This window comes from Agromyces sp. NPDC058110 (genome assembly GCF_042884735.1).
Lineage (GTDB): Bacteria > Actinomycetota > Actinomycetes > Actinomycetales > Microbacteriaceae > Agromyces.
Genome location: NZ_JBHVTI010000003.1, coordinates 508,640 through 530,466 on the forward strand (window position 1 = coordinate 508,640; position 21,827 = coordinate 530,466).

General features: G+C 69.5%; 18 protein-coding genes. 14 read left to right on the forward strand and 4 right to left on the reverse strand.

The window, feature by feature from the left end; genetic code table 11:
• Positions 1-11 precede the first annotated feature (11 nt).
• Positions 12-1,256 carry a multiple monosaccharide ABC transporter permease gene (gene mmsB, locus ACFVS8_RS09875; RefSeq protein ID WP_387060957.1) on the forward strand — a complete coding sequence of 415 codons (1,245 nt, stop codon included), beginning with the start codon at positions 12-14 and terminating at the stop codon, positions 1,254-1,256.
• 115 nt (positions 1,257-1,371) lie between these two features.
• On the opposite strand, the gene ACFVS8_RS09880 is transcribed toward mmsB, so the two are convergent.
• Positions 1,372-2,142 (reverse strand): maleylpyruvate isomerase family mycothiol-dependent enzyme, encoded by a 771-nt coding sequence (locus tag ACFVS8_RS09880; RefSeq protein ID WP_387060960.1) that lies wholly within the window; start codon positions 2,140-2,142, stop codon positions 1,372-1,374.
• A 66-nt stretch (positions 2,143-2,208) separates the two neighbouring features.
• Positions 2,209-2,607 (reverse strand): glyoxalase superfamily protein, encoded by a 399-nt coding sequence (locus ACFVS8_RS09885; RefSeq protein WP_387060963.1) that lies wholly within the window; start codon positions 2,605-2,607, stop codon positions 2,209-2,211.
• 160 nt (positions 2,608-2,767) lie between these two features.
• Here ACFVS8_RS09885 and ACFVS8_RS09890 point away from each other — a divergent pair, with 160 nt between their 5' ends.
• The 8 genes from ACFVS8_RS09890 (at position 2,768) to nrdF (ending at position 11,542) form a co-directional block, all read left to right on the forward strand.
• The gene (locus tag ACFVS8_RS09890; RefSeq protein WP_387060965.1) at positions 2,768-3,343 is read left to right on the forward strand and encodes an HhH-GPD-type base excision DNA repair protein; all 576 of its coding nucleotides are present in this window, start codon (positions 2,768-2,770) and stop codon (positions 3,341-3,343) included.
• A gap of 123 nt (positions 3,344-3,466) precedes the next feature.
• Complete coding sequence (locus ACFVS8_RS09895; protein WP_387060968.1) at positions 3,467-4,882, forward strand: sensor histidine kinase; 1,416 nt, start codon at positions 3,467-3,469, stop codon at positions 4,880-4,882.
• The gene (locus tag ACFVS8_RS09900; protein ID WP_387060971.1) at positions 4,879-5,550 is read left to right on the forward strand and encodes a response regulator; all 672 of its coding nucleotides are present in this window, start codon (positions 4,879-4,881) and stop codon (positions 5,548-5,550) included. The genes ACFVS8_RS09895 and ACFVS8_RS09900 overlap by 4 nt, the downstream gene beginning before the upstream one ends.
• Before the next feature lie 429 nt (positions 5,551-5,979).
• Positions 5,980-7,374, forward strand: coding sequence for an acyltransferase (locus tag ACFVS8_RS09905; protein WP_387060974.1), 1,395 nt, complete (start codon positions 5,980-5,982; stop codon positions 7,372-7,374).
• A 302-nt stretch (positions 7,375-7,676) separates the two neighbouring features.
• Entirely contained in the window at positions 7,677-7,910 is a 234-nt protein-coding gene (gene nrdH, locus ACFVS8_RS09910; protein WP_067873141.1) for a glutaredoxin-like protein NrdH, read from the forward strand.
• A gap of 60 nt (positions 7,911-7,970) precedes the next feature.
• On the forward strand, positions 7,971-8,390 hold the full coding sequence (gene nrdI / locus ACFVS8_RS09915; protein ID WP_387060978.1) for a class Ib ribonucleoside-diphosphate reductase assembly flavoprotein NrdI: 420 nt from the start codon (positions 7,971-7,973) through the stop codon (positions 8,388-8,390).
• Between the two features lie 26 nt (positions 8,391-8,416).
• Positions 8,417-10,522, forward strand: coding sequence for a class 1b ribonucleoside-diphosphate reductase subunit alpha (gene nrdE / locus ACFVS8_RS09920; protein ID WP_387061213.1), 2,106 nt, complete (start codon positions 8,417-8,419; stop codon positions 10,520-10,522).
• Positions 10,523-10,561: 39 nt separating this feature from the next.
• A complete protein-coding gene (gene nrdF / locus ACFVS8_RS09925) occupies positions 10,562-11,542 on the forward strand; it encodes a class 1b ribonucleoside-diphosphate reductase subunit beta (RefSeq protein ID WP_092964255.1) in 981 nt (326 codons plus the stop codon).
• 103 nt (positions 11,543-11,645) lie between these two features.
• On the opposite strand, the gene ACFVS8_RS09930 is transcribed toward nrdF, so the two are convergent.
• Positions 11,646-12,038: a PPOX class F420-dependent oxidoreductase gene (locus tag ACFVS8_RS09930; protein ID WP_387060981.1), complete on the reverse strand. Its 393-nt coding sequence runs from the start codon at positions 12,036-12,038 to the stop codon at positions 11,646-11,648.
• A 131-nt stretch (positions 12,039-12,169) separates the two neighbouring features.
• Between ACFVS8_RS09930 and ACFVS8_RS09935 the strand changes: the two genes are divergently transcribed.
• From ACFVS8_RS09935 to ACFVS8_RS09950, 4 genes are all read left to right on the forward strand, one after another.
• Complete coding sequence (locus tag ACFVS8_RS09935) at positions 12,170-13,642, forward strand: carbohydrate-binding protein (RefSeq protein ID WP_387060984.1); 1,473 nt, start codon at positions 12,170-12,172, stop codon at positions 13,640-13,642.
• 160 nt (positions 13,643-13,802) lie between these two features.
• A complete protein-coding gene (locus ACFVS8_RS09940; RefSeq protein WP_387060987.1) occupies positions 13,803-14,660 on the forward strand; it encodes a pyruvate, water dikinase regulatory protein in 858 nt (285 codons plus the stop codon).
• A gap of 73 nt (positions 14,661-14,733) precedes the next feature.
• On the forward strand, positions 14,734-17,130 hold the full coding sequence (ppsA, locus tag ACFVS8_RS09945) for a phosphoenolpyruvate synthase (RefSeq protein WP_387060991.1): 2,397 nt from the start codon (positions 14,734-14,736) through the stop codon (positions 17,128-17,130).
• A 154-nt stretch (positions 17,131-17,284) separates the two neighbouring features.
• The gene (locus tag ACFVS8_RS09950) at positions 17,285-18,262 is read left to right on the forward strand and encodes a zinc-binding dehydrogenase (RefSeq protein ID WP_387061216.1); all 978 of its coding nucleotides are present in this window, start codon (positions 17,285-17,287) and stop codon (positions 18,260-18,262) included.
• 93 nt (positions 18,263-18,355) lie between these two features.
• Here ACFVS8_RS09950 and ACFVS8_RS09955 read toward each other — a convergent pair whose 3' ends face one another.
• Complete coding sequence (locus ACFVS8_RS09955; RefSeq protein ID WP_387060994.1) at positions 18,356-20,815, reverse strand: phosphoketolase; 2,460 nt, start codon at positions 20,813-20,815, stop codon at positions 18,356-18,358.
• Positions 20,816-21,023: 208 nt separating this feature from the next.
• Between ACFVS8_RS09955 and ACFVS8_RS09960 the strand changes: the two genes are divergently transcribed.
• Positions 21,024-21,824, forward strand: coding sequence for a siderophore-interacting protein (locus tag ACFVS8_RS09960; RefSeq protein ID WP_387060997.1), 801 nt, complete (start codon positions 21,024-21,026; stop codon positions 21,822-21,824).
• The last annotated feature ends 3 nt before the right edge of the window (positions 21,825-21,827 follow it).

Consider the following 21,827-nt stretch of genomic DNA (forward strand, 5'->3'; position numbering starts at 1 on the left):
CAGGAGACCCCATGTCCAACCCAACTCCGGTTCCCACCACCGAGTCGATCCAGGCCGGCGGCAACGTCAACCCGCCGAGCAACAAGTTCACCGACCGCCTGAGCCACGTGCTCGCCGACCTCGGCAAGAACGGCATCTTCATCGCGCTCATCGCGGTGGTCGTGCTGTTCGCGATCCTCACCGACGGCATCCTGCTGCGCCCGCAGAACATCTCCAACCTGGTGGTGCAGAACGGGTACATCCTCGTGCTCGCCATCGGCATGGTGATGGTCATCATCGCGGGCCACATCGACCTGTCGGTCGGTTCGGTCGCCGCGTTCGTCGGCGCCTGCTCGGGCGTCTTCGCCGTGCAGTGGGGCCTGCCCTGGTGGCTGTCGGTCATCCTCTCGCTCGGCATCGGCGCGCTCGTCGGCGTCTGGCAGGGATTCTGGATCGCGTTCGTCGGCATCCCGGCGTTCATCGTGACGCTGGCCGGCATGCTCATCTTCCGCGGCCTCGCGCTCGTCGTGCTCGGCAACGCGAACATCGGCTCGTTCCCGGCCGAGTACCGCGCGCTCGGCAACGGCTTCCTCACCGACCTGTTCGGCGAGTTCGAGATCGATCCGCTCACGCTCGGCGTCGGCGCCCTCGCGATCGTCATCCTCGTCGTGCAGCAGGTGCGCACGCGTCGCGGCCGTCAGAAGTACGGCCAGGACGTCGAGCCCATGGCATGGTTCGTCGTGAAGCTGGTGCTCATCTCGGCCGCGATCGCGTTCTTCGCGTACTCGCTCGCGTCGTACAAGGGCATCCCGATCACGCTGATCATCCTCGCCGTGCTGATCCTCGTCTACGGCATCGTGATGAACCGCACGGTCTTCGGCCGCCACATCTACGCGATCGGCGGCAACCGCCACGCGGCCGAGCTCTCGGGCATCAAGACGCGTCGCGTCGACTTCTGGCTGTTCGTCAACATGGGCACCCTGGCAGCGCTCGCGGGCCTCATCTTCACGGCCCGCCTGAACCTCGCCGGCCCGAAGGCCGGTGACGGCTTCGAGCTCGAGGCGATCTCGGCGGCCTTCATCGGCGGCGCGGCGGTGCAGGGCGGCGTCGGCACCATCGGCGGCGCGATCATCGGTGGTCTGATCATCGGCGTGCTGAACAACGGCATGTCGATCATGGGCATCGGCATCGAGTGGCAGCAGGTCGTCAAGGGCCTCGTGCTGCTGCTCGCGGTCGCCTTCGACGTGTACAACCGTCGTCGCAGCGGCGGTCGTTGAGCCGTCGCCGCGAGGCGTGAATCGAACGAAGGGGCGGGTGCTGCGGCATCCGCCCCTTCGGCGTTCGCGGGCGTCGCCCGTCAGGCGGGCGGATGCCGCGGGCGGGCGTCGCCGGTCAGGCGGGCGGCGCGGGGCGCGGCGCGGTGTCGCTGCGCCCGTAGAGGAACAGCAGGATCTCGGCCGACGTGCCCTGCAGCACCGGCCCGTGACCGAAGCTCCACTCGGCGTCGGTCGCGGCGAGCGTGCGGCCGCGGGTCACGGCCTTGATCTCGGTCGGCGCCTCGAGCGCCCGGCGCAGCGCCACGGCTCCGCAGGCGCGTTCGGGCACCGGGATCGGCACGCCGAGCGACGCCGAGACGTCGAGCGCGGCGATGACGGCCTCGGCGAGCGAGCCGATACCGGTCTGCAGGGTTTCACCGTTCGAGGCCGGGCTCGGGGCGCCGTGCGCGGTGACGTCGCCCGCGCTCCCGGCACCCGCGCCCCCGGCAGCAGCGCCGCCGGCGGCCGATGCCGCCGAGGCGCGCAGGCGCGCCAGCCGCGCGAGGAGCGCGGCCGGCGTGCCGTCGACAGAGGCCGCGGCACGGCGTCCGATCGCGAGCTCGGTGGCGGCGCCGCTGAAGCCCTGCTCGGCGAGCGTGCGCGCACTCGTGCGCCAGCGTTCGCCGCGCGCGGTCGAGAGGCGCCACACGAGGTGGGCGACCACGTCGTGCACGGTCCACTCGGGCCGACGGCTCGTGGTCGCCCACGCGCGCTCGGGCAGCGGGCCGAGCGCCGCGACGAGGGCGCCGAGCACCTCGGCGAGCTCGACCGTCCACGTGCTCGTCACGGCGGACTCGTCGCGCTTCGGCCGGTTCGAGAGCGGCAGGTAGCGCGAGAGGTCGGACATGCATGCAGCCTACGCGCGCGGGCGCGCCGCGGCATCCGCCCCCGGCGCTCGCAGGTGCTCGGCGTGCTAACCCTGCGCGGCCTGCGCCCCCTGCGACCACTCGGGCAGCTGCTGCAGGGTCCAGGTGTTGCCGTCGGGGTCCTTCACCGTGACGAAGCGGCCCCATGCCTGCTCGTCGACGCCCTCGCATTCGACCCCCTTGGCGCGCAGGTCGGCGAGCACGGCGTCGGCGTCGGCGATGACGACCTGGATGACGTCGAGCGAACCCGGCGCGAGCGTGGCCCCGAGGCCCTCGCCGATCGCGATCGAGCAGGCCGACCCGGGTGGGGTCAGCTGCACGAAGCGCACGTCGTCGCTGACACGCTGGTCGTGGTCGGCGTTGAACCCGAGCTTCTCGACGTAGAACTCCTTCGCGCGGTCGACGTCGCTGACGGGCACGTGGATGAGTTCGATCTTCCAGTCCATGGTGTGACTCCTCGGTAGGGGTTCGGACGATCCGTTCCATCGAATCGTGCGAGCCCAGTCTCCGCCAGCATGCGGCCAGTTCCTGGCCGGAATGCGCGCGGGTGCATGACGTTTCCGACGCTCCGGATGCCGCGGGCGACCGTGGTGGGAGGATGGGCGCATGGCACTGCACATCACCGGAGACCCCGCCGCCGACGAACTGCTGAGCGACGACGCGTTCGCGCTGCTCACGGGCATGCTGCTCGACCAGCAGGTCACCATGGAGTCCGCGTTCGCCGGGCCGGTGAAGATCCGCGACCGCGTCGGCTCGATCGATCCGGCCGTGATCGCCGGCGTCGCGCCCGACGCGTTCGTCGAGGCGTTCAAGCAGACGCCCGCCGTGCATCGGTTCCCGGGTTCGATGGCCGAGCGCGTGCAGACGCTCGCGGCCGCGGTGCGCGACGACTGGGGCGGCGACGCCACGCAGATCTGGACCCGCGGCGAGCCCACCGGCGCCGAGGTGCTGAAGCGCCTCAAGGCGCTGCCCGGGTTCGGCGACCAGAAGGCCCGCATCTTCCTCGCCCTGCTCGGCAAGCAGTGCGGGCTCGAGGCGCCGGGCTGGCGCGAAGCCGCGGGCGCCTACGGCGAGGCAGACGCCTACCGGTCGGTCGCCGACATCGTCGATCCCGAGTCGCTCGCCAAGGTTCGCGCCACGAAGCAGGCGGCCAAGGCCGCGGCGAAGGCCGCCAAGGGCTGAGCCGCCGCGCGGCCTCCGGGGAGGCCCACCCCGCGGCCGGGCTCGCCCCCATACCCGTGGGGGATGCCGCAACCGCACCGTGGAGGGATGTGCGCGCCCGTGCGTGCGTGCCAGAGTGACGGCATGGTCACCGCATCACGACCGGGTCCGCCCGTTCCACCTCCTCCGCCGACGCCCGCCGCCGTCGCCGCCGCGCGACCCGGGAGCGCCGACGGCACGTCGCCGTCGCGATCGGGCGTCGCGCGCGCGTTCGGATCGCGTGCCCTCGGCATGCGCGGGCCCGGCCCGCACGCATCGGCGACGTCGGGATCGGGCACTCCCGTCGCGGGTGTCGAGCCGGTCACCCTGACATGGGTGCTCGTCGCATTCGTCGCGGTCGTGATGTACGCCGTGACGGTGCCGATCGACGCCGCGGTCTACCACGTGCACGTCGCAGCGGCCTTCGGCATCGCGCTCGTGCAGGTCGGATCGCTGCTGCTCGCCATGTGGAACGGGTGGGCGGCTGCCGCGGCGTTCCTCGCAGGCCAGGCCGCGTTCGGCCTGCTCGCGTCGGCCGACGCCGGAATGCCGTGGCCGGTCACCGTCACGCAGCTGATCCTGCTCTGCGCGTTGCTCCCGCTCCTCGTGCTGCGCGGCTCGACGAAGGCGGCTGGCGCGCTGTGGCTCGGCGCGATCGTGCTGCCCCTCGGCATCGCCTTCGTGCCCGACCATGGCGCGACGCCCGACGGCGTGGTGGCGAACCTCGTGACGAGCGGGGCGGTGAGCGCGCTCGTGCTCTCGGCGGCGCTCGGGGTGACGGCGTGGCGGGCTCGGCTGGGCGCGGCGCTCGACGACGAGCGGCGGGTGAGCGCGGCCGAGCACGAGCGTCGGCTGATCGCCGAGGAGCGCACGCGCATCGCACGGGAGATGCACGACGTCATCGCCCACGGCATGTCGATCATCCAGGTGCAGGCGTCGAGCGCGCCCTACCGGCTCACGGGGCTCGACGAGGCGGCGACGGCCGAGTTCGCCGAGATCGCGGCATCCGCCCGGTCTGCGATGGCCGAGATGCGCGCGCTGCTCGGGGTGCTGCGCGATCCGGCGGGCGAGCCGGAGACGGCACCGCAGCCGGGGCTCGCACAGCTGCCGGAGCTCGTCGCGAGCGTCGAGGGCGCCGGGGTGCCGGTCTCGCTCGAGGTCGCGCCCGGCCTGCTAGACGGCGGCCCGACCGCCCGTGCCGCGTACCGCATCGTGCAGGAGTCGCTGAGCAACGTGCTGCGCCATGCGCCGGGCGCGGCCACCCTCGTGCAGGTCGAGCGGGCGTCCGGCCCGCGGGCGGGTCTCGACCTCGTCATCCGCAACGCCCCGGTGACGGATGCCGCGGGCGGGCCGTCGGCCGCACGGCCCGAGCCAGGCGCGGGCCACGGCCTCGTCGGCATGCGCGAGCGCGTGCGGATGCTGGGTGGCAGGATCGAGAGCGGCGAAACCGTCGACGGCGGTTTCGAGGTGCGCGCGACGCTGCCGCTCGCGGCCGACGGCTTCTCGGAGGACGACTCGTGACGATCTCGGTGCTCATCGCCGACGACCAGGCGATGGTGCGCGCCGGGTTCGCCGCCGTGCTCGACGCCCACGAGGGCATCAGCGTCGTCGGGCAGGCCGCCGACGGCGCCGAGGCGGTGGCGCTCGCGCACGAACTGCGCCCCGACGTCGTCGTCATGGACGTGCGCATGCCCGGCATGAACGGCATCGAGGCGACGCGCGCACTCCAGACGCCGCCCCGTTCGAGCGATTACGTGCCGCGCGTGCTCATGCTCACGACGTTCGACATCGACGAGTACGTGTACTCAGCGCTGCGGGCCGGCGCGAGCGGATTCCTGCTGAAGGACGCCCTGCCCGCCGACGTCGTGCAGGCGGTGCGGGTCATCGCCGACGGCGAGGCCCTGCTCGCGCCGAGCGTCACGCGCCGCCTCATCGAGGAGGTCGCGCGCACGGCGCCGGCTCCGCGCGTCGACGACCACCTGCTGTCGTCGCTCACCGCGCGGGAGCGCGAGGTGCTCGAGCTCATCGCCAGGGGCCGCTCGAACCACGAGATCGCCGCCGAGCTGTTCATCGCCGAGCAGACCGTGAAGACGCACGTCGGCAAGATCCTCGCCAAGCTCGCGCTGCGCGATCGCGTGCACGCCGTGGTCTTCGCCTACGACGTCGGCCTGGTGCAGCCCGGCCGCTGACGCCGGCGAGCGGATGCCGCTGGCCGGCGCTCCCACGGCGGCCCGCGGCATCCGTTCGCCCGTGAGTCGGGCGTGCGCCCCTGCGGGGTCGTACGACGCCGGGTTCCCTCCGGTGCGTGAACGCAACTCAGGGTGAGGACTCATCCATCCCGGTCGTCGGCCACGTGCGCAACTCAGGATGGAGACGACGACACGCCGCGCGACAGCAGCTACCGGCGGCGCGGCGCGCACAGCGTCCTGAGTTGTGCACGCGTGGCGGGAACGCCGGCGAGCGGATGCCGCTGGCCGGCGCTCCCACGGCGGCCCGCGGCATCCGTCGCCCGTACCGGGGTAGGGTGCGGAACCGCACCGGCGGGTGATGCCCACGACCCCACCGCGTTCGTAGCCTGCCCGCACGGGCGGAGGTGCCGCCCCGGGAGGAGCGTCATCGTGACGCTGAACGCAGAGCGCATCACCGTGATCCGGCCCGAGCCGGCCCGACCGCGGCGGGACGCCGCGATCGACGCAGCACGGGCCGGCTGCCTGGTCGTGGTGTTCGCGCTGCACGCCATGATGGTCGGCGTCAGCGTGGGGGCCGGGGGACCGGTGCTCGAGAACGCCCTCGAGCACTGGGACGGCTTCGCGGCCGCCACCTGGTTCGTGCAGATCATGCCCCTCTTCTTCGTGATCGGCGGGTACTCGGCCTGGTCGCAGTGGCGGCGCATGCAGGAGAAGGGTGCGGATGCCGCGGCCTACGTGCGCGGACGGCTCGCTCGCCTCGTGCGACCCGCGATCGCGCTCGTCGCCGTCGTGGGCGTCGCGCTCGCCGCGCTCACGGCGAGCGGCATGCCGGCCGAGATCGTCGCGACCGCGGGATTCCGCATCGGACAGCCGCTCTGGTTCCTGGCCGTGTACCTCGCGTGCACCTCGCTCGTGCCGCTCATGGCGCACGTGCACTCGCGGCATCCGTTCGTCGCCGTCGGAGCGCTGCTCGCGGTCGTGGTCGCGATCGACGCCGTGCGCATCGCGACCGGCATCGAGGCCGTCGGGTTCGCCAACCTGCTCGCGGTATGGCTCCTCGTGCAGCAGGGCGGGTTCTTCCTCGCCGACGGCTCCGTCGATCGGATGCCGCGTGCCCGGCGCCTCGTCGTCGCGCTCGCCGCACTGGGCGTGCTCGCCGCGATCACCCTCGCCGGACCGTACTCGCCCGACCTGCTCATGAACCTCAACCCGCCGACCGTCTGCCTCGTGGTGCTCGGCGTCGTGCAGCTCGCGCTGTTCTCGCTCGTGCGCCCGGCGCTGCGACGCTGGGCGGAGCGCCCGCGGCCCGCCCGAGCGATTGCGGCCTTCGGTGAGTGGGGCATGACGCTCTACCTCTGGCACATGCCCGCGTTCGTGCTGCTCGCCGGCGTGCTGCTGTGGCTGCACGGGCTCGTCGGGCTCGCGCTGCCCGTTCCGCTGACGCCCGAGTGGTGGGCGACTCGGCCGATCTGGCTCGTCGCGGCGGCGTGCGTCACCGCGCTGCTCGTGCTTGCGTTCGCGCGGTGGGAGCGCGGCGGGCGCGCGAACAGGGGGAGCGGGGTGCGCGGGGTGCACGTAGTGCGCGGGGTGCGCGTGCCGATTCGGGTGCCCGTCGGGGTCGCGGTCGTCAGCGGCATCCTGGGCGTCGGACTGGTGCTCGTGCTGGGCTTCGGTGCGGGCGTCGCGCTGCCCGCACTGGCGCTGCTCGCCCTCGCCCTGCGGGGTTCGCGGAGCGGCTCGCGGAGCAGCTCGCGCGACACGCGCTCGGCGCCCGCGGCGATGTCGGTGGGTGGTGGCAGCATGGAGTCACAACACCATATGTAGGGGTCGCAGCATCCTGAACCCCCTAGGTGTCGGTTCGCGCGACACGCCCGGGGCTCAATCCACATACGTGGAATCGCGGCGTTTTCCACCTGTGGATAACCTCGACGGCCCCTGCGGGAATCCGCGGATCACCGGGGCATCCGATTGGGGATGGACTGTGGATGAAGCGGTGGAAAACTACAGGAATGTAATTACTGCATGTTGTGGCGGGTGAGTTCGCCAGACACTAGATGTAGTATTGAACTCGCGAAGAAACACCACGGGGGCGGGCTCCTCCGGAGCCTGAGAAGACAGGGGAGAACATGACGGTCACGGTCTACACCAAGCCATCCTGCGTGCAGTGCAACGCCACGTACCGGGCGCTCGACAGCAAGGGAATCGAGTACGAAGTGCTCGACGTCTCGACCGACGAGGGCGCGCTCGCGCACGTCAAGGAGCTGGGCTACCTGCAGGCCCCCGTCGTCATCACCGACGAAGACCACTGGTCGGGCTTCCGTCCCGACAAGATCGCCGAGCTCGCCTCGCGCCTCGCCTGACCGGTCGGTCTCGAGACGGCCGCAGGCGGCCAGTTCGACCACCGCAGCCAGGGAGGACGCATGACGAACCTCGTCTACTTCTCGAGCGTGTCGGGCAACACCGCACGGTTCATCGAGAAGCTCGGACGCCCGGCCGACCGCATCCCGCTGCATGCGAAAGACGCGCCGCTCGTGGCATCCGAACCGTATGTGCTCGTCCTCCCCACCTATGGCGGGGGAGACGGCAACGGCGCCGTGCCCAAGCAGGTCATCCGGTTCCTCAACGACGAGCGAAACCGGAGCCTGATCCGCGGGGTCATCGGCGCCGGCAACACGAATTTCGGCACGGGCTACTGCCTGGCCGCAGACATCATCGCGGCGAAGTGCCATGTGCCTCCGCTGTATCGCTTCGAAGTATTCGGAACACCTGACGACGTGAACGCCGTCAACGAGGGATTGGACGCATTTTGGTCAACGCAGCAGCTTCTGACAGCGGTGTAGCCGTGATCGACGCGCCGCGCGTGGGTATGGACTACCACTCGCTCAACGCGATGCTGAACCTCTACGGCGAAGACGGACAGATCCAGTTCGACAAAGACCGCGAGGCCGCGCGCGAGTACTTCCTGCAGCACGTCAACCAGAACACGGTCTTCTTCCACTCGCTGAAGGAGCGCCTCGACTACCTCGTCGAGAAGGAGTACTACGAGCAGGCCGTGCTCGACCAGTACTCGTTCGAGTTCATCACCAAGCTCAACGACCTGGCGTACTCGAAGAAGTTCCGCTTCGAGACGTTCCTCGGCGCGTTCAAGTACTACACGAGCTACACGCTCAAGACGTTCGACGGCAAGCGCTACCTCGAGCGCTTCGAAGATCGAGTGGTCATGACCGCGCTCGGCCTCGCGCAGGGCGACGAGCAGCTCGCCGTCAACCTGGTGGAAGAGATCATCGGCGGCCGCTTCCAGCCGGCCACCCCGACGTTCCTCAACACGGGCAAGGCGCAGCGCGGCGAGCTCGTCTCGTGCTTCCTGCTGCGCATCGAAGACAACATGGAGTCGATCTCGCGCGGCATCAACTCCGCCCTGCAGCTCTCCAAGCGCGGCGGCGGCGTGGCGCTCTCGCTCTCGAACATCCGCGAGGCCGGCGCCCCGATCAAGCAGATCGAGAACCAGTCGAGCGGCATCATCCCCGTGATGAAGCTCCTCGAAGACAGCTTCAGCTACGCCAACCAGCTCGGCGCTCGTCAGGGCGCGGGCGCGGTGTACCTCAGCGCGCACCACCCCGACATCATGAAGTTCCTCGACACCAAGCGCGAGAACGCCGACGAGAAGATCCGCATCAAGACGCTGTCGCTCGGCGTCGTCGTGCCCGACATCACGTTCGAGCTCGCGAAGAACGGTGAGGACATGTACCTCTTCTCGCCGTACGACGTCGAGAAGGTCTACGGCAAGCCGTTCGGCGACATCTCGGTCACCGAGAAGTACCGCGAGATGGTCGACAACCCCCGCATCAAGAAGACCAAGATCAACGCGCGCGAGTTCTTCCAGACCCTCGCCGAGATCCAGTTCGAGTCGGGCTACCCCTACATCGTCTTCGAAGACACGGTGAACAAGGCGAACCCGATCAAGGGCCGCATCAACATGTCGAACCTCTGCAGCGAGATCCTGCAGGTGAACACGCCGACCACGTACAACGAAGACCTCTCGTACAACGAGATCGGCAAGGACATCAGCTGCAACCTCGGTTCGCTGAACATCGCCCTCACCATGGACTCGCCCGACTTCGGCAAGACCATCGAGACGGCCATCCGCGGACTCACCGCGGTGTCGAACATGAGCCACATCACGTCGGTGCGCTCCATCGAAGACGGCAACGACAAGTCGCACGCCATCGGCCTCGGCCAGATGAACCTGCACGGCTACCTCGCCCGCGAGCGCGTCTTCTACGGCAGCGAAGAGGGCATCGACTTCACGAACATCTACTTCTACACGGTGCTGTTCCACGCCCTGCGCGCGTCGAACACCATCGCCAAGGAGCGGGGCGAGACCTTCGTCGGCTTCGAAGACAGCAAGTACGCGTCGGGCGAGTTCTTCGACAAGTACACCGACACCGCATGGGTGCCCGCGACCGCCAAGGTCACGCAGCTCTTCGCCGACTCGAACGTGCACATCCCGACGCAGGCCGACTGGCTCGAGCTGAAGGCCTCCATCCAGGAGCACGGCATCTACAACCAGAACCTGCAGGCGGTGCCGCCCACCGGCTCGATCTCGTACATCAACAACTCGACCTCGTCGATCCACCCGATCGCGGCGAAGATCGAGATCCGCAAGGAAGGCAAGCTCGGTCGCGTCTACTACCCGGCTGCGTTCATGACGAACGACAACCTCGAGTATTACCAGGACGCCTACGAGATCGGCTACGAGAAGGTCATCGACACCTACGCCGCGGCGACGCAGCACGTCGACCAGGGGCTGTCGCTCACGCTGTTCTTCAAGGACACTGCGACCACGCGCGACATCAACAAGGCCCAGATCTACGCATGGCGCAAGGGCATCAAGACGATCTACTACATCCGCCTGCGGCAGATGGCGCTCGAGGGCACGGACATGTCCGAGTGCGTCTCGTGCATGCTCTAATCGGCTCTGATCAGCAATTCAAGAACAGGACATAGTCGGATGACCCCTCCCGAGAAGCTCAAGCTCGTCGACCACGTGCAGGCGATCAACTGGAACAAGATCCAGGACGACAAGGACCTCGAGGTCTGGAACCGCCTGGTGAACAACTTCTGGCTGCCCGAGAAGGTGCCGCTGTCGAACGACATCCAGTCGTGGAACACGCTGACCTCCGAAGAGCAGACGCTCACCATGCGCGTCTTCACGGGCCTGACGCTGCTCGACACGATCCAGGGCACGGTGGGCGCCGTCTCGCTCATCCCCGACGCGATCACGCCGCACGAGGAGGCTGTCTACACGAACATCGCGTTCATGGAGTCGGTGCACGCGAAGAGCTACTCGTCGATCTTCTCGACGCTCTGCTCCACCAAGGAGATCGACGAGGCGTTCCGCTGGAGCGTCGAGAACGAGAACCTGCAGAAGAAGGCCTCCATCGTCATGGAGTACTACCAGGGCGACTCGCCGCTCAAGCGCAAGGTCGCCTCGACGCTGCTCGAGAGCTTCCTGTTCTACTCGGGCTTCTACCTGCCCATGTATTGGTCATCGCGGGCGAAGCTCACCAACACGGCAGACCTCATTCGCCTCATCATCCGCGACGAGGCCGTGCACGGGTACTACATCGGCTACAAGTTCCAGAAGGGCCTCGAGCGGGTCACCGAGGCCGAGCGCGAGGAGCTGAAGGACTACACGTTCTCGCTGCTCTACGAGCTCTACGACAACGAGGTGCAGTACACCCAAGACCTCTACGACGGCGTCGGCCTGACCGAAGACGTCAAGAAGTTCCTGCACTACAACGCCAACAAGGCCCTCATGAACCTCGGCTACGAGGCCATGTTCCCGAAGACCGTCACCGACGTGAACCCGGCGATCCTGTCTGCCCTCTCGCCGAACGCCGACGAGAACCACGACTTCTTCTCTGGCTCGGGCTCCTCGTACGTGATCGGCAAGGCCGTCTCGACCGAAGACGAGGACTGGGACTTCTAGGGTCGATCCAGACCGAGCGAGGAGTGGGGCGGATGCTGCGGCATCCGCCCCCTTCTGCGTCGTACCCGGCGAACCTGCCGCACCGGAGGTTGCCCGAAGCGGCTCAGCCGAGGAGGCCGGCCGAACCCATCACGTGACCCGGTTCGATGCGGATGACGACGCGGCGCGGATTCACGCGGGGCTGGCGGTAGCGCTGCGCGTACAGCGCGACCGCGTGGGCCACCGCATCGGGGTCGCGCTCGATGGTGGCCTCGCCCGCGATGCTGAGCCACTGCGGACCCGACACCTGCGCCACCGAGGCGCGCGCGTCGCGCTCGATGTTGCGCACCTTCTGAGTGCCGTCACTCGTGATGATGCGCACGACTCCCGCGTCGACCGTGTAGCCGACCGCGACGACGTGGAGGCCGCCGTCGGGCCCGATCGTCGAGAGCGTGGCGAGGTGCGAGTCGGCGACGAACCGTCGCCCGTCGTCGGTGAGGGTGTCGAGCGAGGCCATGGCTCCATCCTGCACTGCGTACGCAATACGTGAGGTGCCGCCGAAGACGTGTGGGAATCACGGATGCCGCGACCGGAGGCCCTCGTTAGCGTGGCCGGGTCCTCGATGTCGGGGATCGAACAGGAGCACTCGTGAGAACCTCGTCCACACCTCGTCAACGATCGCGATTCGCCGCCATCGCAGCACTGGCCGCCGGGGCCGCGCTCGTCGCGGGATCGCTCGCCGCTGCCGTTCCCGCGTCGGCGGCGCCCGCACCGCAGGCTCCCGTCGCGGCGGCTGCAGCCCAGCCCGCGCAGTGGCTCACGGGCTACTGGCACAACTTCGACAACGGATCCGTGACGATGCGCCTCGGCGAGGTGCCGCAGGCGTACAACCTGGTCGCGATCGCGTTCGCCGACAACCTGGCCGGTTCGCCCGGCGGCATCACCTTCAACCTGGCGAGCGCCGAGCTCGGCGGCTACACCACCGCGCAGTTCAAGGCGGATGTCGCGGCGATCCGCGCGCAGGGGCGCAAGGTCGTGCTCTCGGTCGGCGGTGAGCGCGGCAACGTCATCGTCTCGAACGCGACCGAGGCGAAGAACTTCGCCGACAGCGCCTACGCCGTGATGCAGGAGTACGGCTTCGACGGCATCGACATCGACCTCGAGCACGGCATCAACGCCACGTACATGAGCGACGCGCTGCACCAGTTGCGGGCCAAGGCCGGGTCGGGCTTCATCCTGACCATGGCACCGCAGACGATCGACTACCAGGCGACGACCATGCCCTACTACCAACTCACGTTGGCGGTGAAGGACATCCTCACCATCACGAACACCCAGTTCTACAACTCGGGTTCGATGATGGGCGCCGACCAGAAGGTCTACAGCCAGGGAACCGTCGACTTCCTCACCGCCCTCACGGCGATCGAGCTCGGCATGGGGCTGCGCCCCGACCAGGTCGGCATCGGCGTGCCGGCCGTGCCACGAGCTGCCGGCGGCGGGTACCAGCCCATGGCGAACGTCGTGAAGGCCGTCGACTGCCTCGAGGTCGGCACGGGCTGCGGCTCGTTCAAGCCGGCGTCGCCGTACGGACGCATCGGCGGCGTGATGACCTGGTCGATCAACTGGGACAAGACGAACGGGTACGACGTGGCGAAGGTCATCGGCGCCCGGCTCGCGAGCGGTCCGACGGACCCCACGGACCCGACCGACCCGACTGACCCTACGGATCCGACCGACCCCGGCACGTGCGCGGCCCCCGCCTGGGCGGCGTCGAGCGTCTATACGGGCGGTGCGAAGGTGAGCCATCAGGGCAAGGAGTACACCGCGAAGTGGTGGACCCAGGGCGAGACACCTGGCACTGCGGCGGTCTGGAACCTCGTCGGCGCGTGCGCCGACCCGACGGACCCGACGGACCCGACCGACCCCACGGACCCGACCGACCCCACCGACCCGACCGACCCGAGTGGCTGTGCGGCCGCGTGGAGCGTGGGCACCGCCTACGTGGGCGGCTCGGTCGTGAGCTTCGGTGGATCCGAGTTCCGCGCCAAGTGGTGGACCCAAGGGGAGCAGCCCGGCTCCCAGACCTGGGGCGCGTGGGAGAGGATCGGCGCCTGCAGCTGACTCGATGAGTCGACGATGACGGATGCCCCGGGGCGATGCCTCGGGGCATCCGCACGTCGAGCCAGGATCGGCGCGAGGGTGTTGCCCCATCGTTAAGAATTCGGGTTTCTTCACGCCTTCTGGCAGGAGGAATTGCGATTCAGCACGGGAACATTGCAGCATGACGCATGCTGTCCCGGTGACTCGAGGCCCCGATGGAGAGACCGCTCCGGCCGCACGCGTCGCGTACTTCGTGTCGGACAGCACCGGCATCACCGCCGAGACGCTCGGCAGCGCGCTGCTCGCGAACTTCCCGGGCATCACGTTCCGCCGAGTCACGATCCCATTCGTCGACACGGTCGCCGGAGCCGCCGACGTCGTGCGAGACATCCGTGCCGGCGTCGACGACGGCGTGGAGCCGATCGTGTTCACCACGATCAAGTCGCCCCAGATCATGCGGCAGATCGAGGCATCCGGTGCCTCCGTCATCGACCTGCTGAGCGGTCACCTCCGCGACCTCGAATCGGCGCTGGACAGCACCGCCTCGGAGCAGCTCGGGCAGTACCACGGAGTCGGCGACATCGAGAAGTACTTCGCCCGCATGCGGGCCGTCGAGTACGCGATCGAGCACGACGATGCGCAGAGCGTGCGGGCGCTCGACCTCGCCGACGTCATTTTGATCGCGCCCTCGCGATGCGGCAAGACGCCGACGACCATGTACCTGGCGCTCCACTACGGGCTCCTCGTGGCGAACTACCCGCTCACCGACGAGGACTTCCCGTCGGACGGGCTGCCCCGCGCGGTCGCGCGATACGCGGGTCGCTGCTTCGGCCTGACGACGACGCCGCTGCGCCTCAGCCAGGTGCGGCACGAACGCCGACCCGACTCGACGTACTCGAGCCTCGCGCAGTGCACCCTCGAGCTGCGCCGGGCCGAAGACCTCTACCGCCGCAACCGCGTGCCGTTCCTCAACTCCTCGACCAAGTCGGTCGAGGAGATGTCGGCGGTGATCATGCAGTCGATGCGGCTGCGCTCCTGACTTCCCCGCGGCACTCCTCGCACGCGCTCACCGGACTCTCCTCGCACCTGCTCACCACAGAACGGACACGACAATGACGAACATCCTCTGGTTCCGCGACCTCGGCATGGCCGACCTGGCCCGCGTCGGCGGCAAGAACGCCTCATTGGGCGAGATGGTCTCGCATCTCGCGGGAGCCGGGGTCAGCGTGCCCGGGGGATTCGCGACCACGGCCGACGCGTATCGCGAGTTCCTCGCGGGCAACGGCCTGTACGACCGCATCCGGTCGGCCGTCGAGTCGCTCGACGTCAGCGACGTCGCCGAGCTCGCCCGCGTCGGCGCCGAGGTGCGCGAGTGGATCGAGCACCAGCCTTTCCCGGCCGCGTTCGAGGCCGACATCCGTGCGGCCCACGCCGAGCTGGTGTCTGCCGAGGAGCACCCCGACCGGGTCTCGTGGGCCGTGCGGTCGAGTGCGACGGCGGAGGACCTGCCCGATGCGTCGTTCGCGGGCCAGCAGGAGACCTTCCTGAACATCGACGGCATCGAGAACATCCTCGCGGCCGTCAGGAGCGTGTTCGCGTCGCTCTACAACGACCGCGCGATCGCCTACCGCGTGCACCACGGCTTCGACCACCACGACGTCGCCCTCTCCGCGGGCATCCAGCGCATGGTGCGCTCCGACGTCGGCGCATCCGGGGTCATGTTCACCGTCGACACCGAATCGGGCTTCGACCGCGCGATCTTCATCACGAGTTCCTACGGGCTGGGCGAGGCCGTCGTGCAGGGCGCCGTGAACCCCGACGAGTTCTACGTGCACAAGCCGGCGCTCGGTGCGGGCCGCCCGGCGATCCTGAAACGCTCGGTCGGCGAGAAGGCCGTCAAGATGGTCTACGCCGACGACACGCAGGTCGGCGCGAGCACGGTCTTCACCGACGTTCCGCTCGAGGACCGGTCGCAATTCAGCCTGACGGATGCCGAGGTCGAGGAGCTCGGCCGACAGGCCCTCGTCATCGAAGCGCACTACGGATGCCCCATGGACATCGAGTGGGGCAAGGACGGCGTCGACGGGCGGCTCTACATCCTGCAGGCCAGGCCCGAGACGGTCGTCTCGCGCATCGACGGCAACGTGACGCGACGCTTCGTGCTCGAGGAGGAGGGCACGGTCATCACGTCGGGTCGCGCCGTCGGCCAGAAGATCGGCGCAGGCAAGGTGCGTGTCATGACCTCGCTCGAGCAGATGGGGGAGTTCCGTGCGGGAGACGTGCTCGTGGCCGACATGACCGACCCCGACTGGGAGCCGATCATGAAGCTGGCCTCGGCGATCGTCACCAATCGCGGCGGGCGCACCTGCCACGCCGCGATCATCGCCCGCGAACTCGGCATCCCGGCCGTCGTCGGCACCGGCGACGCCACCGCCGTGCTGCACGAGGGCCAGGAGGTCACGGTCTCGTGCGCCGACGGCGACGACGGCTTCGTCTACCGCGGCATCCTGCAGTTCGACGAGGTCGTCACGCGCCTCGACGACATGCCGGAGATCCCGACCAAGATCATGCTCAACGTCGGCACGCCCGACCAGGCGTTCGCGTTCTCGAAGCTGCCGAACCGCGGAGTCGGGCTGGCCCGGCTCGAGTTCGTCATCAACCGGCAGATCGGCATCCACCCTCGCGCCCTGCTCGACTTCGACACGCTCGAGCCCGGGCTGCAGCAGACGATCGCCGAACGGATCGCGGCGTACCCGTCGCCCCGCGAGTACTTCGTGCGACGCGTCGCCGAGGGCATCTCGATGCTGGCGGCCGCGTTCGCCCCCGAGAAGGTCATCGTGCGCCTCAGCGACTTCAAGTCGAACGAGTACGCCAACCTCATCGGCGGCGAGCTCTACGAACCGCACGAGGAGAACCCGATGATCGGGTACCGAGGTGCGTCGAGGTACATCTCGCCGGAATTCCGGGAGTGCTTCGACATGGAGTGCGAGGCGGTGAAGTTCGTCCGCGATGAGATGGGCCTGGCCAACGTCGAGATCATGGTGCCGTTCGTCCGGACCCTCGACGAGGCCCGCGCGGTCATCGACCTGCTCGCCGAGAACGGCCTGGTGCGCGGCGAGAACGGACTCCGCGTGATCATGATGTGCGAGCTCCCGTCGAACGCGGTGCTCGCCGACGAGTTCCTCGAGCACTTCGACGGCTTCTCGATCGGCTCGAACGACATGACCCAGCTGACGCTCGGCCTCGACCGGGACTCGGGCCTCGTCGCGGCGACGTTCGACGAACGCGATCCCGCGGTGCTCAAGATGCTCTCGCTGGCGATCGCGGCGTGCCGTCGGGCGGGCAAGTACGTCGGCATCTGCGGACAGGGTCCGAGCGACCACCCCGAGCTCGCCGAATGGCTCGTCGACCAGGGCATCGAGTCGGTCTCGCTCAACCCCGACACCGTCGTGGAGACATGGCTTCGGCTGGCCGTACGGCAGAGCGCCGCCGTCGCATCCGTCGCCTGAGCCGAGTCCTGTCGCTTGCCAGGCGCACCTCCGCGGATGCGCGGGCCACGGCCGGCGCCGCGCACGGGCAACGGTCAGACGCGAGGCGTTTGATGAAGGGTGCGCCGCCTCGCGTTCGGCGGCGCAGAGGGAGCGGAAGATGGAGCAGACGACGATGCGAGCACTCGTCCACGACGAGTTCGGAGATCCGGCCGAGGTGCTGACGGTGCGGGAGGTCCCGGTTCCGGAGCCCGGGCCGGGGCAGGTGCGCGTGCGGCTGGTGCTCTCGCCGATCCACAACCACGACCTCTGGACGGTGCGCGGCACGTACGGCTACAAGCCGACCCTGCCGGCGGTCGGCGGCACCGAGGCGCTCGGGGTGGTCGACGCGCTCGGCGAGGGCGTCGAGCACCTGTCGATCGGTCAGCGGGTGGTGACGGGCGGAACGCCCGGCGTCTGGTCGGAGTTCTTCGTCGCGTCGGCGGCCGGGCTCATCCCGCTGCCCGACGGCGTGCCCGACGAGGTGGCCGCGCAGGTCGTGGCGATGCCGTTCAGCGCGGTGAGCCTGCTCGACTCGCTCGGCCTCGAGCCACGCGACTGGCTGGTGCAGAACGCGGCGAACGGGGCCGTCGGCCGCTTGCTCGCCCAGCTCGCCCCGGCCCGCGGCATCAACGTCGTCGGGCTCGTGCGCCGGGGCGCGGGCGTCGACGAGCTCGCCGGGCAGGGCATCGGCAACGTGGTCGCGACCGACGAGGAGGGCTGGCGCGACCGCGTCGCCGAGATCACGGGCGGCGCCCCGATCATCGCCGGCGTCGACGCGGTCGGCGGCACGGCCAGCGGCGACGTGATGTCGGTCATCGCCGAGAACGGCACGCTCGTCGTCTTCGGCGCCATGGCGTCGCCGATCATGCAGATCCCGTCGGGCGACGTCATCTTCAAGCAGGCCGCGGTCAAGGGCTTCTGGGGCAGCCGCGTCAGCGCGACCATGGCGCCCGACGAGCGGGCGCGCCTCATGGGCGAGGTGTTCACCCGCCTGCGCGAGGGCGTCATCACGCTGCCCGTCGAGGCGACCTACTCGTTCGACGAGATCGCGGCGGCGAGTCGCGCGAACTTCGACGCCGGCCGCATCGGCAAGGTCGTGCTGCGGCCCTGAGACGCCTGCGCGCGGCATCCGGAACCGAGCGTCGCGGATGTCGCGCGCAGCCGTGCGTGCGCCGAGTCGCCCGTCGGTCGCGGCGGGCCACGCTCAGCGGTTGTCGTCGCCCGTGTCGCCGAGCCCGCTGCCGCCCGAGCCGCTCCAGCTCCAGCCGGTGACCTCGGGGTCGTCTTCGCCGTGCGCGCGGGTGTATGCGCGGGCGCGCAGCCGGGCATCCTGCATCTCCTGACGGAGCGGCCCTTCGCGCTCGGCGAGGCCGGGCACGCGGTCGATGACGTCGATCACGAGCTGGAACCGGTCGAGCTGGTTGAGCATGACCATGTCGAACGGCGTGGTGGTCGTTCCCTCCTCCTTATAGCCGCGCACGTGGAGCTGGCCGTGGCCGTGCCGCTTGTAGGTCAGGCGATGGATGAGCCACGGGTACCCGTGGTAGGCGAACACGATCGGCCGGTCGGCCGTGAAGATCGCGTCGAAGTCGCGGTCGTTCAGCCCGTGCGGGTGCTCGGTGTCGTTCTGCAGGCGCATGAGGTCGACGACGTTCACCACGCGCACGGCGAGCGAGGGCACGCGGTCGCGCAGGATGCTCGCGGCGGCGAGCACCTCGAGCGTCGGCACGTCGCCGGCCGCGGCGAGCACGACGTCGGGCTGCTCGCCCGGCTGCTCGGTGCCGGCCCAGTCGAGCAGGCCGATGCCGCGCGTGCAGTGCGCGATCGCCTCGTCCATGGTGAGCCAGTTCGGCGCGGGCTGCTTGCCGGCGACGACGACGTTCACGTAGTCGACCGTGCGCAGGCAGTGGTCGTAGGTCGACAGGAGGGTGTTCGCGTCGAACGGGAGGTACACCCGCACGACCTCGGCCTTCTTGTTCACGACGTGGTCGATGAAGCCGGGGTCCTGGTGCGAGAGGCCGTTGTGGTCCTGCCGCCAGACGTGCGAGCTCAGCAGATAGTTGAGGGAGCTGACGGGGCGGCGCCACGGGATCTTCTTCGAGGTGTTCAGCCACTTCGCGTGCTGGTTGAACATCGAGTCGACGATGTGGATGAAGGCCTCGTAGGAGTTCAGCAGGCCGTGACGGCCGGTCAGCAGGTAGCCCTCGAGCCAGCCCTCGCACTGGTGCTCGCTCAGCATCTCCATCACGCGGCCGGCCCGCGCGAGGTGGTTGTCGGCGGCGTCGATCGGCCAGAGCTCGGCGTTCCACTGCTTGTCGGTGACCTCGAACACGGCTTGGAGCCGGTTCGACGCGGTCTCGTCGGGGCCGAAGATGCGGAAGTTCGTCGGGTTGGCCTCGATCACGTCGCGGAGCCACCCGCCGAGCACCGCGGTCGCCTCGCTCACGGTCTCGCCCGGTGACGGCACGTCGACCGCGTACTCGCGGAAGTCGGGCAGCCGGAGGTCGGTGCGCAGCAGGCCGCCGTTGGCCACCGGGTTCGCGCTCATGCGGAGCTCGCCCTCGGGAGCCAGGGCCGTCGCGAGCGGCACCGGGGCGCCGGACTCGTCGAACAGCTCCTCGGGGCGATACGACTGCAGCCAGCCCTCGAGCAGGCGCAGGTGCTCCTCGGTGTCGCGGGCGTTCGCGAGCGGCACCTGGTGCGACCGCCAGTTGTCCTCCGCGGGATGCCCGTCGATCTCCTTCGGGCACGTCCAGCCCTTGGGGGTGCGGAGGATTATCATCGGCCAGGCCGGTCGGCCCTCGAGGGTGCCGGCCGCGGCATCCGCCTTGAACTGCGCGATCTGGTCGAGCACGGCGTCGAGGGTGTCGGCGAAGCGGCGGTGGACTTCGATCGGGTCTTCACCGTCGAACCCGCCCGAGACGACGTACGGCGTGTGGCCGTAGCCGCGCATGAGGTCGAGGAGCTCGGACTCGGGGATGCGCGCGAGCACCGTGGGGTTCGCGATCTTGTAGCCGTTCAGGTGCAGGATCGGCAGCACGACCCCGTCTTGCGCCGGGTCGAGGAACTTGTTGGAGTGCCACGCGGTCGCGAGCGGACCGGTCTCGGCCTCGCCGTCGCCGACCACGGCCGCGACCAGAAGGTCGGGGTTGTCGAACGCCGCCCCGTACGCGTGCGAGAGCGAGTACCCGAGTTCGCCGCCCTCATGGATCGACCCCGGCGTCTCTGGCGCCGCGTGGCTCGGGATGCCGCCGGGGAACGAGAACTGCCGGAACAGCGCCTTCAGCCCGTCGACCGACTGGTCGATGTCGCCGTAGAGCTCGCTGTAGGTGCCGTCGAGGTAGGTGTTCGCGACCATGCCCGGCCCGCCGTGGCCGGGGCCTGCGATGTAGATGGTGCTGAGGCTGCGCTCCTGGATCACGCGGTTCAGGTGCGCGTAGACGAAGTTCAGCCCCGGCGTCGTGCCCCAGTGGCCGAGCAGGCGCGGCTTGACGTCGTCGCGGGTGAGCGGGCGGCGCAGCAACGGATTGTCGAGCAGGTAGATCTGCCCGATCGAGAGGAAGTTCGCCGCCCGCCACCACGTGTCGAGCCGTTGCAGCGTCTCGTCGGTGAGCGGTTCGCCGCTGCCCTCGACCCAGTTCTTCGTCGTCGCGTTCGTTGCCATGAAGCCGCCCCCCGGATGCCTCGTCGACCTGCTCGTCGTCTGGTACCCGTCCAGCGTCGCAGGTCGACTCGGAGTGCACAACGGACGGTGACAGCCGACGTCCATCGTTCAACCGCGGACTCGCAGCGGGCTCGCATACACTCGGAAGCCGCCGACGCCCACGTCCGAGACTTCGCAGACGTCGGCGGAGCGCACCCGAGGAGAGAGCATGCCGACGACCAGACTCGAAGTGACCGCGACCTCGTGGGTCACCCCGGCGCTCCGCCGCATCAGCCTGCGTTCCGACGACCTGTCGGCGTTCCTCGGCAGCGAGTTCACCGACCGCTACGTCAAGCTCGTGTTCCCGAAGCCGGGGGTCGCCTACCCGGCAGAGCTCGACATCCGCGAGCTCCGCGGCACGATGGCCCCCGAAGACCTGCCCGTCGTGCGCACCTACACGGCGCTGCATCCGGATGTCGCGGCAGGCACGCTCGACATCGACTTCGTCGTGCACGGCGACGAGGGGGTCGCGGGGCCGTGGGCGGCGGCCGCGCAGCCCGGCGACGTGCTGCTCGCGAACGGGCCGGGCGGCGCCTACCGGCCCGACCCCGATGCCGACTGGCACCTGCTCGTCGGAGACGAGTCGGCGCTGCCCGCCCTCACCGCGGCGCTCGAGGTGCTGTCGGCCGATGCTGTGGCGCGAGTCGTCGTGCTCGTCGAGTCGGCCGAGTACGAGCCCGCGCTGCCGCTGCCGAGCGGGGCGACGGTCGAGTTCGTGCACCGCGATGGCGGCACGGGCGCCGGCCTGCTGACCGAGGCGGTGCGACGCCTCGACTGGCCGAGCGGGAGCGTGCACGCGTTCGTGCACGGCGAGGCCGAGGAGGTCATGCGCGGGGTGCGACCGTACCTGCGCACCGAGCGAGGGCTCGACCGGAGTCGGCTCTCGGTCTCGGGCTACTGGCGCCGGGGGCGCAGCGAAGACGGCTTCCGGCAGTGGAAGGCCGAGTTCGCGCGCACCGAGGGCGACTGACCG

Bases quoted from the DNA above. Each gene is read 5' to 3' on its own strand.
- ACFVS8_RS09885 (WP_387060963.1), bottom strand. From the start codon at position 2,607: ATGGACTGGAAGATCGAACTCATCCACGTGCCCGTCAGCGACGTCGAC.
- nrdE (WP_387061213.1), top strand. From the start codon at position 8,417: ATGGACTACCACTCGCTCAACGCGATGCTGAACCTCTACGGCGAAGAC.
- ACFVS8_RS09880 (WP_387060960.1), bottom strand. From the start codon at position 2,142: ATGTCCGACCTCTCGCGCTACCTGCCGCTCTCGAACCGGCCGAAGCGC.
- nrdI (WP_387060978.1), top strand. From the start codon at position 7,971: ATGACGAACCTCGTCTACTTCTCGAGCGTGTCGGGCAACACCGCACGG.
- mmsB (WP_387060957.1), top strand. From the start codon at position 12: ATGTCCAACCCAACTCCGGTTCCCACCACCGAGTCGATCCAGGCCGGC.
- nrdH (WP_067873141.1), top strand. From the start codon at position 7,677: ATGACGGTCACGGTCTACACCAAGCCATCCTGCGTGCAGTGCAACGCC.
- nrdF (WP_092964255.1), top strand. From the start codon at position 10,562: ATGACCCCTCCCGAGAAGCTCAAGCTCGTCGACCACGTGCAGGCGATC.
- ACFVS8_RS09940 (WP_387060987.1), top strand. From the start codon at position 13,803: ATGACGCATGCTGTCCCGGTGACTCGAGGCCCCGATGGAGAGACCGCT.
- ppsA (WP_387060991.1), top strand. From the start codon at position 14,734: ATGACGAACATCCTCTGGTTCCGCGACCTCGGCATGGCCGACCTGGCC.
- ACFVS8_RS09950 (WP_387061216.1), top strand. From the start codon at position 17,285: ATGCGAGCACTCGTCCACGACGAGTTCGGAGATCCGGCCGAGGTGCTG.
- ACFVS8_RS09895 (WP_387060968.1), top strand. From the start codon at position 3,467: ATGGTCACCGCATCACGACCGGGTCCGCCCGTTCCACCTCCTCCGCCG.
- ACFVS8_RS09960 (WP_387060997.1), top strand. From the start codon at position 21,024: ATGCCGACGACCAGACTCGAAGTGACCGCGACCTCGTGGGTCACCCCG.
- ACFVS8_RS09890 (WP_387060965.1), top strand. From the start codon at position 2,768: ATGGCACTGCACATCACCGGAGACCCCGCCGCCGACGAACTGCTGAGC.
- ACFVS8_RS09930 (WP_387060981.1), bottom strand. From the start codon at position 12,038: ATGGCCTCGCTCGACACCCTCACCGACGACGGGCGACGGTTCGTCGCC.
- ACFVS8_RS09955 (WP_387060994.1), bottom strand. From the start codon at position 20,815: ATGGCAACGAACGCGACGACGAAGAACTGGGTCGAGGGCAGCGGCGAA.